This window comes from Streptomyces fructofermentans, assembly GCF_014651055.1.
Classification (GTDB): domain Bacteria; phylum Actinomycetota; class Actinomycetes; order Streptomycetales; family Streptomycetaceae; genus Streptomyces; species Streptomyces fructofermentans.
Map to the genome: position 1 here is coordinate 46,807 of NZ_BMWD01000026.1, position 14,761 is coordinate 61,567.

The window sequence follows — 14,761 nt, forward strand, 5'->3', positions numbered from 1 at the left end:
GCCGACGGCGCAGACCGCTCCGCCCGCAGCGGCGCCGGACGACCGCGCGTGGCGCGCGGCAGGCCCGCCGCCCGCACCGCCGGGGGTCCGGCCCCGGACCGAAGTCGCCCCTTCCGGCGGGCGGTCCGGACGGGGCGCGGGACGCGCGCCGGGAGATCGTTGTTACCGTTCACCAATGCCTGACTCCTCACGTGACACCGCAGCGGGCGCCGGCTGGGGCGGTACGGAACCCGGCGTCTACCGGCACTTGATGCCGGCCCGGGTCGAAAGGCTCTCGTGGCTGAACCCGAGGACGATGTGGCCCGCCCGCAACGGCGTGCTGGCCTCCTGGTTCGGCGATCCCACGGGGCGCACCCGGGACCGGTGGGTGGAGCAGGCGGCGGCCGCCGGAGCACCCGCCGACAAGCTGATCGTGCGCGACGACCCCGACCACTTCTCGTTCATGGTCCTCGGGGACACCGGGGAGGGCTACGAGCCCCAGTACGCCGTCGTGCCGGGCTTTCTGAAGGTCGGTCAGGACACGCGGTTCACCGTGCTCGCCAGTGACGTCGTCTACCCGGTGGGCAGCGCCGACGACTACGGCACGAAGTTCTTCCAGCCGTACCAGGACTACCGGGCGCCCATCTACGCGATACCCGGCAACCACGACTGGTACGAAGACCTCCAGGGGTTCATGGAGGTCTTCTGCGACGCCCCGCCGCTCCCCCCGGCTCCCGCACCGCGGCGGTTCACCCCCGCCTGGCTGCGGTCGCTGCTGTGGCACACCCCGCGCCCGCAGGACGGGCAACACCTGGCCGAGACACGGAAGTTGCGCTCCGACCCCGCCCAGCAGGCCGTCCAGCCGGGCCCCTACTGGGCCGTCGACGCCGGTCCGATACGCGTCATCGGCATCGACACCGGCCTCCTCGGCACGATCGACGCCGAGCAGGGCAGATGGCTCCGCGAGGTGTCCGCCGGGGACCGCCCCAAGATCCTCGTCACCGGCTCCCCCCTGTACGTGGACGGCGAGCACCACCCGTGCCCGATCGACGGCGGCGGCACGGTCGACGAGATCGTGCGCGACCCGGACCACCACTACGTCGCCGCGGTGGGCGGGGACATCCACAACTACCAGCGCTATCCGGTGCGCGTCGGCGACCGCACGATCCAGTACGTGGTCGCGGGCGGCAGCGGGGCGTTCATGCACGCCACCCACACCATTCCCCGGGTCTCCGTCGCCGGAGTCACCGAGGGCGACTTCCGCTGCTACCCGCTGCGCGGCGACTCGCTGGCCTTCTACAGCGGTCTCTACGGACGGCGGCTGAGGCTGCGGCGGTTCTTCACCCTCACGGAGAGCGAGGCGACCGCGGTGGTGGCCGCGCGGCTCGGGGTCCGTCCCACCCGGGCCGGGGGCGGCGCCGCCGCGGTGACCCGGCGCATCCGGATCGTCGCCTCCCTGCTGGGGGCCGGCGGTCGCCCCGATCGCGCCTCCCGGCTGAGGCTGCCCGTGCGCAAGGTGTACACGCAGCTCTTCTCGCCGGGCTCCGCGACCGGCAGTCCGCCCTTCTTCAAGAGCTTCCTGCGTCTGGACGTGTCCCCGGACTCCGTACGGCTGCGCTGCTTCTCCGCCACCGGGAACAGGGCGCAGGAGGTGGACCCGCCGGTGGAGGACGAGGTCGTCGTCCCGTTGCGGTGACGGGACGCCCGTTCACCCGATTGGCGCCGCCGGGTGGACAGGCAGACGATGGAGTGGAGGGGTCCGGCACGGGGTCGGCCGTGGACGCGGGACGGCATCCACCGGCCTCCTGAAGCACTGTGCGACACCAGATTGGAGGGAGCCGTCATGATCGAGGTCAAGACGGTCGACAAGCCGGACGAGCGGCGTGACTTCCCTCGCGGCCACCTCGAAGCCGTCCACCTCACCGGGCTCGACTTCGCCGTGGGCACGTTCGAACCGGGCTGGCGCTGGTCGGAGTCGGTCGGCCCGATCGCGGGGACCGAGAGCTGCATGATCCACCACAACGGCTTCGTCGTGCAGGGCCGGATGCGCCTGCGCATGGACGACGGCGGCGAGAACGAGGTGGGCCCGGGCGACATCTTCGTCTGCCCTCCGGGCCACGACGCCTGGGTGGTCGGCGACGAGCAGGTCGTGGTGTACGACTTCGCCGGAGGCATGGCCCAGGACTACGCGAAGGCCTCGGGTTCCTGAGGCCGCCGGTCCGCCCCGGGGCGCCCGGCACGGACGGCAGGAGCCCTCCTCGTCCGGGTCCGCCCGGCCCGGATCGGGACGGCGCCTCGGCGGCGTGAAGCCATCCGGACACAGCAACTCCCCCTCCGCAGGGCGCCATTCACGCCCCGCGCGTCTACCCTGAGGAGCCATGGAGGGGGTTGAGCGCAGCGGGTCCGCCGGTCGGCCGTCCGAGTCCAGTGCGTCGTTCGGGCCCCTGGTCGTCGCCGCGCAGCCGGCCCTGCTGCGGGCCGCGCGCGTCGAGTTGCCCGAGGAGAGCGCGGACCCCTCGCTCCTGCCCTCCATCACCCTGCTGGAGCGCGCGGCCAACCGCGGTAGCGCACCCGACGAACTCCCCTTGCCGTCAGGGCAGTTGCTGGCGGGGCAGTACCGGTTGATCCGCCCGCTGGGCTACGGCGGCATGGGCGAGGTCTACCTGGCCCTGGACACGCGGGTCGACAACCGCGAGGTCGCCATCAAGGTCCTGCACCCGGAACAGGCGGCGTCCTCGTCCGGCGCGCTCGCGCGGGAGCGGCGGGCGCTGGTCGACCTCGGCCACGACGACATCATCCGCGTCTTCAACTACGGGCACCACGAGGAACTGGGTGACTTCCTCGTCCTCCAGTACGTGGACGGGCTGACCCTGGAGGAGGTCAGGGCGCGGGCCCGCGTGAACCCCGACGAGTTCGGCGGAGGCCGCTTCCACGAGTTCGTCCTCGCCTACGGCGTGCGCATCCTGGCCGCGCTCGGCTATCTGCACTCCGACCGGCCCGGCCGGGTCTACGGCGACCTCAAGCCGGACAACGTCATGCACGACGGCACCACGACGAAGATCATCGACGTGGGCAGCGTCAGGCCGGCCGGTCTGCCCGGTCACACCACGGAGGGGTTCCGCGCCCCGACCGCGGGACCCGACGGTGAGTCCACCGGCCAGGACGACCTGTACAGCCTCGGCGAGACACTGCGGCGCCTCAGCGGCCTCGGCCGCACGCCCGACGACCTGGCGCGGCTCGGCGGCCTCGACACGATCGGCCGGCCCGAGGAGCCCGAGGACCCGGGCGCCCCGCTGGCGCCCGCGATGACGGCTCCCGCTCCCCGCGGTCTCGGACTGGTCTCCCTCGCCCGGGTGCTGCACCGCGCGACTCGGGCCGAGCGGGTCGAGCGGTTCGCCACCGCACGCGAGATGGAGGAGCAACTGCGGGGTGTCTTCCGGGAGTTGCGGTCGCTGCGGACCGGGGTGGAGACCTTCGAGCCGTCCCCGATCTTCTCCCGGTCGCCGTACGCGCTCGACGCGGAGCTCGGCTCCGCGCCGCACCCCGCGCGCTGGGCCGTGCCGGACGCCCCGCCGCCGTACGCGCCGCCGTCGCCGGCCGAGGTCGCACAGCGGCTGCCGGTGCCCCGGCCCGATCCGCACGACGAACTGCACGCGGAGCTGAGCCGGCTGACCGACGCGGCTCCCGAGGCCCTGCTCCAGCACACCGCCGACTGGCGCGACTCGCCCGAAGTCCATCTGCTCCGCTGCCGGCTGCGGTTGAGATCCCGCGCCGGGGGCGGTCCGGACGCCGCCGAGCGGGAGCTGCGTTCGGCGGAGGCGCTGATCGGACCGGGCCGCGTCCCGTACGACTGGCGCATCCACTGGCACCGGGGACTGCTCGCTCTCGGGCGGGATCGCGTACCCCGCGCGCGGGAGCACTTCGACGCGGTGTTCGCGGCCATTCCCGGCGAATACGCGCCGAAGCTCGCCCTCGGCTTCTGCGCCGAACGGCTGGAGCGGTGGCAGGAGGCGCTGACCTTCTACGAGGCGGTCCGGCTGCGCAATCCGTCGCTGGGCAGCGCGGCGTTCGGCGCGGTCCGGGCCCGGCTCGCGCTCGGCGGGGAACGGGCCAGGGACGAGGCCGTACGGGCACTGGACGCGGTCCCGCAGCACTCCCGGCACCGGACGGCGGCCCGGACCGCGGCCGTGCGGGTCGGCGTCGAGCACGTACGGACCGCCGGCCACCCCGACGAGGTGTCCGAGCGGCTGCGCGAGGTGCTGGAGCGGCTCTCCCGCCTCTTCCACGCGAACGGGCTGACGGACGAGCAGGCCCGGGTCCGGATCACGGCGGAGGTGTGGGAGACCGTGCGGGGCGCCTACGGGCGCGGGGTCCTCGACGCGCGCGGCCTGGCGGCGCTGGCGGCGGGCGCCGATCCGCGTCTCGGCCTGCCGTCGGACGAGCAGGGGCTCCGCCGGGAGCTGTCCCGCCTGTACGTCGTCCTCGCGCACCAGGCGGCGAGGTCGGCGTCCTCCGAGAACGCGGCGGTCGCCGAGACCCTGCTCGACCGCGCGTACGCGGTCAGGCCGCTCGCCCTCCGGCACCGCAGGGACAGCCCGTGGTTCGGCGGGCGACTGTCGGCCTGGCTCCGGGCGGTCGCCCACGCGCCGTCCGCCGCCAGGAGCGACAGAACGGTCCGCGAGTGAGCCGGGCGATGCGGCGGCGCCGCCCGGCGGGTGCCTCCCCGGCGCCGGTCCGCCTCCCGCGCGCGGTGCGCGCGGCCGGAGTCGTCGTCGCCGAACTGGCCCGCCGGGTCCGGCGGTACGCGTGGCCGTCGACGGCCGGCAGCCGCAACCGGGTGTACCTGCGGGACCGGCTCGTCGCGCTGCCCCTGCTCTCCGTGGTGGCGTTCGGATCGCTGGGATGGGCGTACGCGGACGGGCGGGACGACACGGCCCAGGTGCGCGACCGGCTGGCGCCCGCGCTGGTCCAACTCGCCAACGCCCGGGCGTCGTTGTTCATCGCGCACGGTGAGGCCGTGCGCAACCTCGCCGACGGCCGCACGGCCGGGATCAGCGGACTCGGCGAGCGCTACCGCACGCGCGTCGCCCGGGCGACGCAGAGCCTGAACCAGGTCTCGCGCAGCGGGGCGCTGACCGTGGCCGAGGAGCAGGAGCTGCGGGTGGTGTCGGCGCTGGTCGTGGACTACACGGGCTGGATCGGCCGGGCCCAGGGGCACGCGGGTGATCCCGTGCTGCGGGACGCGGAGCTGACGTACGCGCGCAGCATGCTCTGTTCGGCGCCGGTCGCCGCGCCCGACGCCCGGGACCGCGACCCGTCCTGTCGGCCCGGCACGGGGGCGGGGGCGACCGCGATCGTCGACCGGGTCTCCCTGCTCGAACGGCACCTGGGCGAGCGGCTCGCCGGGCGTGCGGACTGGGGGACGGGCGTGCCGGCGGCCGCGGCGACGGGCGCGACCGCCCTCGTCCTGTTCACCGGCGGGCTGTGGCGCACGGTGTCCTTCCTGCGCCGCCGCTTCAGGATCCGGCTCAGCCTTCCGCTCGCGGCCGCCGCGCTGCCGCTGCTCGCCGTCCCGTTGCTGACCGCCGACGCGCTGCTCGCCCAGCACGCGCGGGCGGCGGCCGTCCCGGTGGCCGACGCGCTCGCCCACCGCACCTCCCCGGCGACGGAGACGATCGCCGAGGAGCGGCCCTTCGACGGTCCGGACCCGTGGGCCGTCGCGGTGCTCGGGGACCGGGTGGACGAGGAACTGGACGAGGGGCGGCTCGCCTTCCTGGACGGCGTCGCCCCGTTCGTGTTCCCCGCCGGCCTGGTGTGCGCCGGTCTCGTCGGCGGCAGCCTGCACGCCTACCGGCGCGAGTACCTCGTGGTCGCCCGGCCGGGAGCCGCCGTATGAGTCGTATGAGCCGTGCGCTGCGCGCCCTGCTGGCGGCCTGTCTGCTGCCCCTCGTCCCCGCGTGCGCGCCGGGCTCCCCCGACCCGCTCGTCGTGCTGGGTCCGTGGACCGGCGCGGAGGGCGAGGCCTTCGAGGCGGCCCTGACCCGGCTGGACGACGGCACCGGCAGGACGTACACGTACGAGGGCACCCGCTCGCTGCGCGAGACGCTCGTCTCGCAGCTCGAGGCGGACACCCCGCCCGACGTCGCGATCCTCAACAGCATCGGCGAACTCACCGAGTACGCCCGCCGCGGCAGGCTCAGGCCGCTCGCCGCGGAGACCGCCACCCGCGCGTACCGGCCCTGGGCCCCGACGCTGCTCGTGGACGGCAGGCTCCGCTCGTTCTGGGTGCCGCTCAAGGTGGACCTGAAGAGCCTGGTGTGGAGCAGGGAGGGGGCGTCGGGCGAGGACCCCTCCTGGTGCGTGGGGCTCGCCTCGCAGGCCACCTCGGGCTGGCCGGGCACCGACTGGGTCGAGGACATCCTGCTCCACCAGGCGGGCCCCACCCTCTACAGCGAGTGGGCCACGAGCAGGCTCGGTTGGCGTGATCCCGCCGTCCGGCGGGCCTGGACGACCTGGGCACGGCTCCTGCGCGAGGGCCCGGGGGCACCGGTGGAGCGGTCCCTGACCACTTCGTACGAGGGCGTGTCCGGGCCCGGGGGTCCGCGCGGCCTGCTGGACTCCCCGGGGTTCGACTGCACTCACGAGCACCAGAGCGCGTTCATCCGCTACCTGTACGCGGGCGAGGACGTCCGGGTGGAGCCGTCCGCCCGGTACCTCGACGGTCGGGCCGAGTACCGCGGGGCGTTCGAGGTGTCGGGCGACATGGCCGCCGTATTCAGCGACGACCCGGCGGCGCAGGAACTCGTGGAGCGGCTGTCCGGTCCGGTGGGGCGGCAGCGCTGGCGGGCCGAGGCCGATCCGGCGGTGCGCCCGCTGTTCCCCACCACGACCGGACTGCCGCCGACGGAGCCCGTGAGCCCGGTCGAGCGGGAGATCGACGCACTGCTCACCTCGCGTGCCCGCACCCTGTGCTTCGACGCCTCGGACGTGATGCCGCCGGAGCTGCGGGACGCCTTCCACCGGGCCGTCCTCGCCTTCTTCCGCGACTCCTCCGAGGCGCACCTGACCTCGCTGCTTGAGCAGTTGGACACCGTACGGGTCGAGGTGGACAAGGTGTCCGGCGCCACCCGCTCGTTCCGGCCGCCGGAGGACATCTGCGCGAGCCCCGGCGGATGACCGTCCGGCCCATCGGGCCCTCGGGCGTTCCCGCGCGCCCGCTCAGTCGTCGTCGTCCGGCGGGCCCAGGAACTCCCCGGCCCCGTACCGCAGGCTCTGCGCGGTCCTGACCAGGGAGAGCAGTGGATCCCCGCGCGGAACGCGTGCCCGTCCGGGCACGCCTCGGCAGCACCTGCGGACGAATTGGACCAGCGAGTCGACGGCGGTCGTCACGACGCCTCCCCTCTCCCGGATGAACGAATCGCACTGTCACGTGAGATACAGGTGTTCAACGGACAAAACGCCGCGCCGCGCCACCCCTTCCGTGGAATAGATATATCTACGAATATGACTCCGGGCATCGCCTCGCGATTTCGCACGGACCCGCGTCCGCCGCCGGGTCCGCCGTGCCGCCCGCACGGGACGCCGGGTCCGGTGGGCCGGGTCGAACAGGAGAGACATGAGAAGCGCTCCTCACCAGCAGGCCGTGGAGTGGCTCGCGGCGGCCGCGACGGACCCGCGCGCCTGCAAACGGGAGTGGGAGCACGGCACCAGCGGGGCCGTGCTGCTTCCCGCCGGCCGGTTCTGGGACGTCCTCAACGTGCCCGAGGAGATCGGGCTCCTGGCCCTCGACGCCCTCCTGCGCCTGCCCCTCCCGATGCCCGGCCCCACGCTCGCGGACTTCGGCGCGCACCGGATCGGCTTCTTCCTGCCGCCCGACCCCGAGAGCTACTGGGTCGGCCAGGACATCCGCTACTCGGGCAGGGGCTCCTGGGTCGCCGCGCCCTCGCCGCGCCGGACGAACGGCCCACTGCGCTGGCTCGTTCCTCCCGACGGGCAGGGCACGCTGCACCTGCCGACCGCACTGGAGGTGGCACTCCACCAGGCCGTCGGGATGCTCTCCGAGCTGGTGAACGGCGGGCGCTCCCGGACGGGCGGCGGCGCGGCCCCTCCCGGCCCGGTCGTCGGCGGCCTCCACTGAGTCACCGCGCCCGCCGGCGACGGGTCCGGCCGCTCCGGGAGGGAGGGCCGACGCGGCACCGGGCGCGCCCGGCGACCGGCGGGCCCGGGGACGGACCGGTGCGTCGGCCCCCGGGCGCCCGACGACCGCCGGAGCGACAGGCGGCCCCTGCCGGCCCGCGCGGTCCGGAAAGGGCCTGTCCATGACGAGTGTGCAGCGCATGACCGTGCAACGGGGCTCACGCGCCGGTGGTACGCCCTCGCCCGCGAGGACACCGGATCGGGCGACCGTACGCCCCCCTTTCGGGGCCATGTTCTGATCGGACGAGACGACCGCGCCGGACGGTGTCCCGTGCGCACCCCGGACGGGAGACGGCCCGCCGCGACCGGCGCCACGGCGGACAGCACCCCGCACGGGGCACGTGCCCTCGGCCGGCTCCGGTGCGGAGGAACCGGCCGAGGGGGTCCGGTCAGGCGCCGGGGCACTCCTTCCATGCCAGGTGGTAGACGGTGCTGATGTCACCGTCGGTCGAGTCCATGGTCATGAAGCTGGAGCTGCCGGGGGCGGAGGTCCCGGCGTTGACCCGGAGTTCGGTGTTGATGTTGAAGTTGCGCTGCACGCCGCAGGGCGCCCACACGAGCTGCGCCCAGTCCGTGGTGTCCGTGGCCTGCCAGTTGTCGTCGTACGGACCCCTGAACGGATGCGTGATGGAGGCCGTGTTCGACGAGCCCTGGAAGTAGTACGAGGCCTTCTCGGTGCTGCTCGCCCCCGCCTGGAGCGAGGCGAAGCCTCGGTAGTCGGCGCTGGCGATGGCGTAGGTGAAGCCCTGCGGCACGTGGACGATCAGGTTCAGCTGGCAGTTCTTGCGGAACGCGGTGGGGTCGGCGTTGCCGCCGACCTGCGCGAGGTAGTTGCTGTAGGTCACGGTGAACGCCGTGTTGTCCGGCGACACCGCGACGGCGGCGGTGCCCGCGGGACAGCCGGAGCCGTTCACCGTGGCGACCTTGATGACGATCCTGTCCGGGGGCGGGTCGACGATCCCGGAGGACGGGTCCCCGGGAAGTGCGGTGGCGAACAGGGCGGCGATCGCGCCGCTCATGAGCAGCCCACCAGCCATGGTGCTCCAATCCGTTGCGTCGGTGTTCCGGCGGCGGGAACGGGCCCGCCGCGAAATGGGGGGTGCGGCCTCCGCCTGGGCGGAGAACCGTCGCGGACCACATGCCGTGGATCAGCGTGGAGCCATTTTGAGCATGCGCATGTCAATGACACGTGCATATGCCCCTGGTCTTGTGAAGGTGCCGTGAAGACCGGGAGCGCTCGAATCGTATGTACGCGGGCCGACCGCAGCCAGGGCGAACTCCGGCCATTCGCACTCCGGCCACCCCGCCGACCCGACCCGGACGCAGCCCCTCCTCCCCGGCCCCCGCGGCGGAGCGACGAGCGCCGGCCGGACACCCGGCCACGGCCGAACAGCCGTCACCCGTCCAGGATGTCGAACCGTTCCCGACTCCCCCGCCCGGCCCCGCCGCCCCGCGAACGGTGGGCGTCCGCGGCGCCCGGGAGCGGGGCGACGGGCGCGCCCGGGGGCGGGTCCACCGCGCCGCACGGAGCCCGGAAAGGGGTCGCGCCGCGTGCGGGACGGCGGTCGCGCCTGCCGTGATTGTGATCTTCCGATGATTACCATGCACAAGTCCGCCACATTCGGTCGGACGCAGTCCGTTTCAGCGTCCCCGTCGGCCCCGCGTCCGCCGACCCGCATCCGTCGAGCGCGGCCGTCACCAGAACCTCCGTCGCACTCCGTCCCCCTTCGGCTTCCGTCGCCCCCAGGCCTCCTTCGGCTCTCGTCGTCCTGCGTCCCTTCCGTCCCTTCCGTCTCTTGCGCCCGTCGGACGCCCCACCGATCCGACGCCCTGCGACGGCACTCGACGGCGCCACCGCCGCGCGCTCCGAGGGGTCCCGGGGGCCGTCACCCGTCCGCCCGCAGCCCGTGCCAGCACCGTGAGGGGAAGGCCCCGTGACCCCAGGCCGCCACAGACCGCCATCGCCGCACGCACCCGAACTGCGGTCCGCCGCACGGCACATCGCGCGCCGACGCCTCCTCGGCTTCACCGCGGCGGCCGCCGCCCTCGCCTTCGGCACGCAGTTGCCCTCCACGGGAGCGGCGAGCGCCGCCGAACTCGACGCGGCCCGGATCACCGTCGATCCGTTCACGCTCGGGGTCGCCTCCAGCGATCCGTGGCCCGAGTCCGTCCTGCTGTGGACCCGGCTCGCCCCCGCCCCGTACGAGCCGGACGGCGGGCTGGGGCAGCAACGCGTCGTCGTCGACTGGGAAGTGGCGGACGACGAGCAGTTCAGCAGGGTCGTGCGGCGCGGGACGGCCGAGGCGCACCCCGAGACCCACCACACCCTGCACGTGGAGGTCGACGGGCTGACTCCCGGCCGCGTCTACCACTACCGCTTCAGGGCCGGCACGTGGATCAGTCCGGCGGGCCGCACCCGCACGGCCCCCGCGACCAGCAGCGCGGTCAGCGGCCTGTCCTTCGCCGCCGTCTCCTGCCAGGCCTACCACGACGGCTACTTCACGGCCCACCGGCACCTCGCGGGGGACGACGTCGACGTGGTGTTCCACCTCGGCGACTACCTCTACGAGTACCCGGTCGACTCCGCCGGCGGCGCCCGCGCCTACACGGACCGCGTACTGCCCGCCCACTTCAACCGCGAGACGGTGACGCTGGAGGACTACCGCCTGCGGTACGCCCTCTACCGCAGCGACCCCGACCTCCGGGCCGTGCACGCCGCGCACCCCTTCGTGATCACATGGGACGACCACGAGACGGAGAACAACTACGCGGCCGGCACCGACGAGAACGGCAGCCCCCCGGGGGAGTTCCTGCTGCGGCGCGCCGCCGCCTACCGCGCCCACTGGGAGAACCAGCCGCTGCGGGCCTCCCAACTGCCCGTCGGCCCCGACGCCCTGCTGTACCGCCGGCTGCACTGGGGCTCCCTGGCCCAGTTCGACGTCCTCGACACCCGCCAGTACCGCTCCGACCAGGCGTACGGGGACAGGCTGCAGGCGCCCGGCCCGGAGTCGGACGATCCGGCGCGCACCATGACCGGCGCCGCCCAGGAGCGCTGGCTGCTCGACGGCTGGCAGACCTCGGACGCGCGCTGGAACGTGATGCCCCAGCAGGTCTGCTTCTCCCAGCGGAAGCTGGACCTGGGTGCGGGAGCCAGGATGTCGATGGACGCCTGGGACGGCTATCGCGCCTCGCGCGGACGGGTCCTCGATGGAGCCCGCGCGGCAGGGATCGAGAACCTGATGGTGCTCACCGGCGACGTGCACGTGGGCTACGCCTTCGACATCAAGCACGACTTCGACGACCCCTCGTCCAGGACCCTGGGCACGGAGATCGTCGCCACCTCGGTGGCCAGCGGCAGGAACGGCGCCGCGAGGCCCGCCAACTGGGCCACCTACCTGGCGGCCAACCCGCACATGAGGTTCTACAACGGGCAGCGCGGCTATGTGCGGATCGATCTGACGCAGGAGGCGGCCAGGGCGGACTTCCGGACCGTCTCGGCCGTCACCACCCCGGGCGCGCCCGTAACGACCGCCGCCTCCTTCGTCACCGAGGCGGGCAACCCCGGGCTCAAGCCCGGGTAGAGCCCGCGCGGCGCCGCCGTCCCGTGCGCGGGGGCGCCGCTCCGGGGGGACACCGGCCGCGCCGAACCCGACGTGAACCGCCGCGCGCTCCCGGCGCGGCGGCGGGCGGGGAGAGCGCGGGAACGACGCCCCGCCGGTCGGTCGGGCCCTCCGCTCGCCGGGTCCCTGCCCTCACGGGTCCGACACCCGCTGCGGTCCCTCGTCCGCGGCAGTCCGGCGCCCGCGCCACTCCTTCTCCCGCGGCGGCCCGGCGCCTGCGCGGGTCAGCCCTGGAACTGCGTCAGGTCGATGCCGAAGATCCGCAGGTCGTATCCGAGGACCGGGTCCTCCGTGGCACCCTCCGCGTGCATGTCCAGCTTGCGCAGGACGTTCGCCGACGCGGTGTCGCCGATGCGGCACAGCGCGACGACACGGGAGATGCCGCGGTCCTGCAGGGCGAACTCCAGGGCCGCGTGCGCCGCCTCGGAGGCGTACCCCTGGCCCCAGAACACCGGTGCAAGCCGCCAGCCGATCGCGACCTCGCCCGCCACCTCGGGCTGCGAGTCGGGCGCGTACAGCCCGACCGCTCCGATCAGTTCCCCGGAGCCGAGCAGTTCGACGGCGAAGATCCCGAAGCCCTCGTCGTCCCACTCCTCCTCCCAGGCCTCGATGTCCTCGGCGGTCTGCTCCAGGGAACGGGGCTTGCCGTCGCCGATCCACCGCATCACCACGGGGTCGGCCTGGATCTCGGACAGGGGCACCAGGTCGTCGTCCTGCCAGCGGCGCAGCACGAGACGGGGTGTACGGATCTCACTCATCCCCTCATCCTGCCGATACCGGGGCCGCAAAGCGAATGCCGTTCGACCGCGGCCCGCCGGACCCCCCGGACGGCCGGGCCGGCGGGTCCCGGCGCGGTCCCGCGGCGCCGCGGGACACCGGACCTGCGGCACGGGTGGGGGCGCGTGGTCAGGCGAGCCAGACGACCAGGACGACCACGAGCACGACCAGGGCGACCGCCACCGGAAGCGCCCGCTTGAGGACCGCGCCCCGGGCGACGCTCATCAGGTCCAAGGGCTCCGGCTCGGCCGCGCCCGGCGCGTGGGGGGCCAACGGGGCCCGCCCGGGCCGTGCGCCGCCGGACGACGGGGCCGGACCGCCCGCGCCGTCGGCACCCGTCGCGGGCACGCCCCCGACGGGTCCGGTTTCGGGTGCCGCGGGTGCTGGGGCCGCGGGTGCGCGCTCCTGCCCGGGACCCGGGCCCGCCGTTCCCGGACCGAGAGGCGATTCCGTACCGGCTTCCGGTGCCGGTTCCTCTGCCGCTGCCGGTGCCGGTGCCGCTTCGGGTTCGGCCTCCGGCTCCCGAACCCGGACCGGCTCCGGTTGCGGCTCCGGCTGCGTCGGGGCCTGCTCGTCGGCCCGGTCCCGGCGCCGCTCGTCCGCGAGCTGCTCCTCCAGGTTGTCGACGAACTGCGCCAGCAGTTTCCCACTGACCTCCTGGATCACCCCGCGCCCGAACTGCGCGATCCTGCCCGTGATGGTCAACCGCGTGTCCACGGTGACGCGCGTGCCGTCGCCGTCCGGCACCAGCACGGCGGTGACCCGGGCGTCGGCGTTGCCCTGGCCGCGGGTGTCGCGGCCCCGGGCGTGCAGGACCGCCGTGCGTCCCTCGTCGTCCTTCTCCTCGAAGGAGACGACGCCCTTGTACTGGACGGTCATGGGGCCGACCCGCACCTTCACGATCCCGTTGTAGGCCTCGCCGTCCACCCCGGTGAGCTGGGCGCCGGGCATGCACGGGGCGATCCGCTCCACGTCCGTCAGCAGGGCCCAGGCCCGGTCGGCGGGCAGGTTGACTCGGAACTCGTTGGTGAAGTCCATGACGGACACACGATGGGCACGGCCGGGCGGGGCGTCAATGCGGTCTTCAGGGTTTGCTTAAGACGCCCGCGCCACCCGCCGGAGGCCAGGTGGGGGCGGTCAGCTCCAGATCGTGACGTGGACCGGCGGGCGGAACTCGTTCATGGGAACACCTTTGGACCGGGTCAGCACCGCCTGTGTCGCGGCGGGGGTCGTGACGAACCGGCACAGCGCGGCGGCCGTCGGCGACCGGCGTTCGCCGGTGAGGGAGCTGGCGTACAGCATGCCGCCGAGCCGCGCGCCCGGCACGTCGAGCGCGGCCAGCGAGCCGCGGCGCAGCTCGTCGCGCACGACGTGCTGGAAGGCGATCGAGAGCCCGGCCCCCGCCGCCACGGCGTTGAGCGCGGCCGTGACACTGGGGAAGGCCTTCGCCTCGCTGGCGCAGACTCCGATGTGGGCCAGGAAGCTGCCGGACAGCGTGGCCGGGTCCAGGCCGGACGGCCCCAGCAGCCATGGCTCGTGGGCGAGTTGGGCCGGTGCCAGCCGCTGCCGCTGCCTCAGCGGGTGGTCGGGCCCCGCGACGACCACGAGCTGGAACCGCAGGAACGGTATCGACTCGATGGCGGGTTCCGGGTGCGGAGCGGGGCCGATCGTGACGTCCGCGCGCCGGTCGCGGAGCAGATCGCCGAAGACGCCCGCGGGTACGGCGAGCGTCGCGGCGTCCAGGTCGGGCTGACGCCGTCCGAAGGCCGCGAGCAGGGCGGGCAGCACCTGTTCGGCGCCGGCCTCGGTGGACGCCACCCGCAGATGGGCGGTGCCGGAACTCGCCTGGCGCACCCGGTGGCGCGTCTCCTCCGCCAGCCCGACGATCTCCGCCGCGCCGGCCGCCAGCCGGCTGCCGCCGGGAGTGAGCCGGATCCCTCCGGAGGCCCTGATGAACAGCAGGTCGCCCAGTTCCCTGCGGAGGGCCCCGACCGCGCCGGAGACGGCGGCCTCCGTCACGCCGAGCTGCTCCGCGGCGCCCTTCACCGATCCGAGGCGGGCCACTGTGACGAAAGCGCGGAGCTGAGTCAGCGTCATGTCCGCCATTACAACGGCTGTTCGACCGGTTGGACCCCTTCCGGTCGGCGGGTGTCTTAAGCATTCGCTTGAGTCGGCGTTGACCACGGCCC

General features: G+C 74.2%; 12 protein-coding genes. 7 read left to right on the forward strand and 5 right to left on the reverse strand.

Features of this window, described 5'->3' with window-relative positions:
* The first annotated feature begins 175 nt into the window (after nucleotides 1-175).
* The 5 genes from IE265_RS29440 to IE265_RS29460 all read left to right on the forward strand — a co-directional run bounded on the left by IE265_RS29440 (nucleotide 176) and on the right by IE265_RS29460 (nucleotide 7,155).
* Nucleotides 176-1,675: a metallophosphoesterase family protein gene (locus IE265_RS29440; protein WP_190038771.1), complete on the forward strand. Its 1,500-nt coding sequence runs from the start codon at nucleotides 176-178 to the stop codon at nucleotides 1,673-1,675.
* Nucleotides 1,676-1,822: 147 nt separating this feature from the next.
* Nucleotides 1,823-2,188, forward strand: coding sequence for a cupin domain-containing protein (locus IE265_RS29445; protein WP_190038772.1), 366 nt, complete (start codon nucleotides 1,823-1,825; stop codon nucleotides 2,186-2,188).
* Between the two features lie 169 nt (nucleotides 2,189-2,357).
* The gene (locus IE265_RS29450; RefSeq protein WP_190038773.1) at nucleotides 2,358-4,664 is read left to right on the forward strand and encodes a serine/threonine protein kinase; all 2,307 of its coding nucleotides are present in this window, start codon (nucleotides 2,358-2,360) and stop codon (nucleotides 4,662-4,664) included.
* The gene (locus IE265_RS29455) at nucleotides 4,661-5,875 is read left to right on the forward strand and encodes a GlnX family signal transduction membrane protein (RefSeq protein WP_229916684.1); all 1,215 of its coding nucleotides are present in this window, start codon (nucleotides 4,661-4,663) and stop codon (nucleotides 5,873-5,875) included. Before IE265_RS29450 ends, IE265_RS29455 begins: the two co-directional genes overlap by 4 nt.
* On the forward strand, nucleotides 5,872-7,155 hold the full coding sequence (locus IE265_RS29460; RefSeq protein WP_308434828.1) for an alpha-glucoside ABC transporter substrate-binding protein: 1,284 nt from the start codon (nucleotides 5,872-5,874) through the stop codon (nucleotides 7,153-7,155). Before IE265_RS29455 ends, IE265_RS29460 begins: the two co-directional genes overlap by 4 nt.
* Before the next feature lie 42 nt (nucleotides 7,156-7,197).
* On the opposite strand, the gene IE265_RS29465 is transcribed toward IE265_RS29460, so the two are convergent.
* Entirely contained in the window at nucleotides 7,198-7,368 is a 171-nt protein-coding gene (locus IE265_RS29465) for a hypothetical protein (protein ID WP_190038774.1), read from the reverse strand.
* Nucleotides 7,369-7,594: 226 nt separating this feature from the next.
* Here IE265_RS29465 and IE265_RS29470 point away from each other — a divergent pair, with 226 nt between their 5' ends.
* A complete protein-coding gene (locus IE265_RS29470) occupies nucleotides 7,595-8,116 on the forward strand; it encodes a bifunctional DNA primase/polymerase (protein WP_190038775.1) in 522 nt (173 codons plus the stop codon).
* Nucleotides 8,117-8,564: 448 nt separating this feature from the next.
* On the opposite strand, the gene IE265_RS29475 is transcribed toward IE265_RS29470, so the two are convergent.
* Nucleotides 8,565-9,212 (reverse strand): DUF4360 domain-containing protein, encoded by a 648-nt coding sequence (locus IE265_RS29475; protein ID WP_190038776.1) that lies wholly within the window; start codon nucleotides 9,210-9,212, stop codon nucleotides 8,565-8,567.
* An 897-nt stretch (nucleotides 9,213-10,109) separates the two neighbouring features.
* On the opposite strand from IE265_RS29475, the gene IE265_RS29480 reads away from it, so the two are divergent.
* The gene (locus tag IE265_RS29480; RefSeq protein WP_190038777.1) at nucleotides 10,110-11,756 is read left to right on the forward strand and encodes an alkaline phosphatase D family protein; all 1,647 of its coding nucleotides are present in this window, start codon (nucleotides 10,110-10,112) and stop codon (nucleotides 11,754-11,756) included.
* 263 nt (nucleotides 11,757-12,019) lie between these two features.
* Here IE265_RS29480 and IE265_RS29485 read toward each other — a convergent pair whose 3' ends face one another.
* From IE265_RS29485 to IE265_RS29495, 3 genes are all read right to left on the reverse strand, one after another.
* Nucleotides 12,020-12,553 (reverse strand): GNAT family N-acetyltransferase, encoded by a 534-nt coding sequence (locus tag IE265_RS29485; protein ID WP_190038778.1) that lies wholly within the window; start codon nucleotides 12,551-12,553, stop codon nucleotides 12,020-12,022.
* Nucleotides 12,554-12,701: 148 nt separating this feature from the next.
* Nucleotides 12,702-13,610 carry an SRPBCC family protein gene (locus tag IE265_RS29490; protein WP_190038779.1) on the reverse strand — a complete coding sequence of 303 codons (909 nt, stop codon included), beginning with the start codon at nucleotides 13,608-13,610 and terminating at the stop codon, nucleotides 12,702-12,704.
* 99 nt (nucleotides 13,611-13,709) lie between these two features.
* Nucleotides 13,710-14,669, reverse strand: a complete 960-nt coding sequence (locus IE265_RS29495; protein ID WP_190038780.1) for a LysR family transcriptional regulator — start codon at nucleotides 14,667-14,669, stop codon at nucleotides 13,710-13,712.
* Between the last annotated feature and the right edge of the window lie 92 nt (nucleotides 14,670-14,761).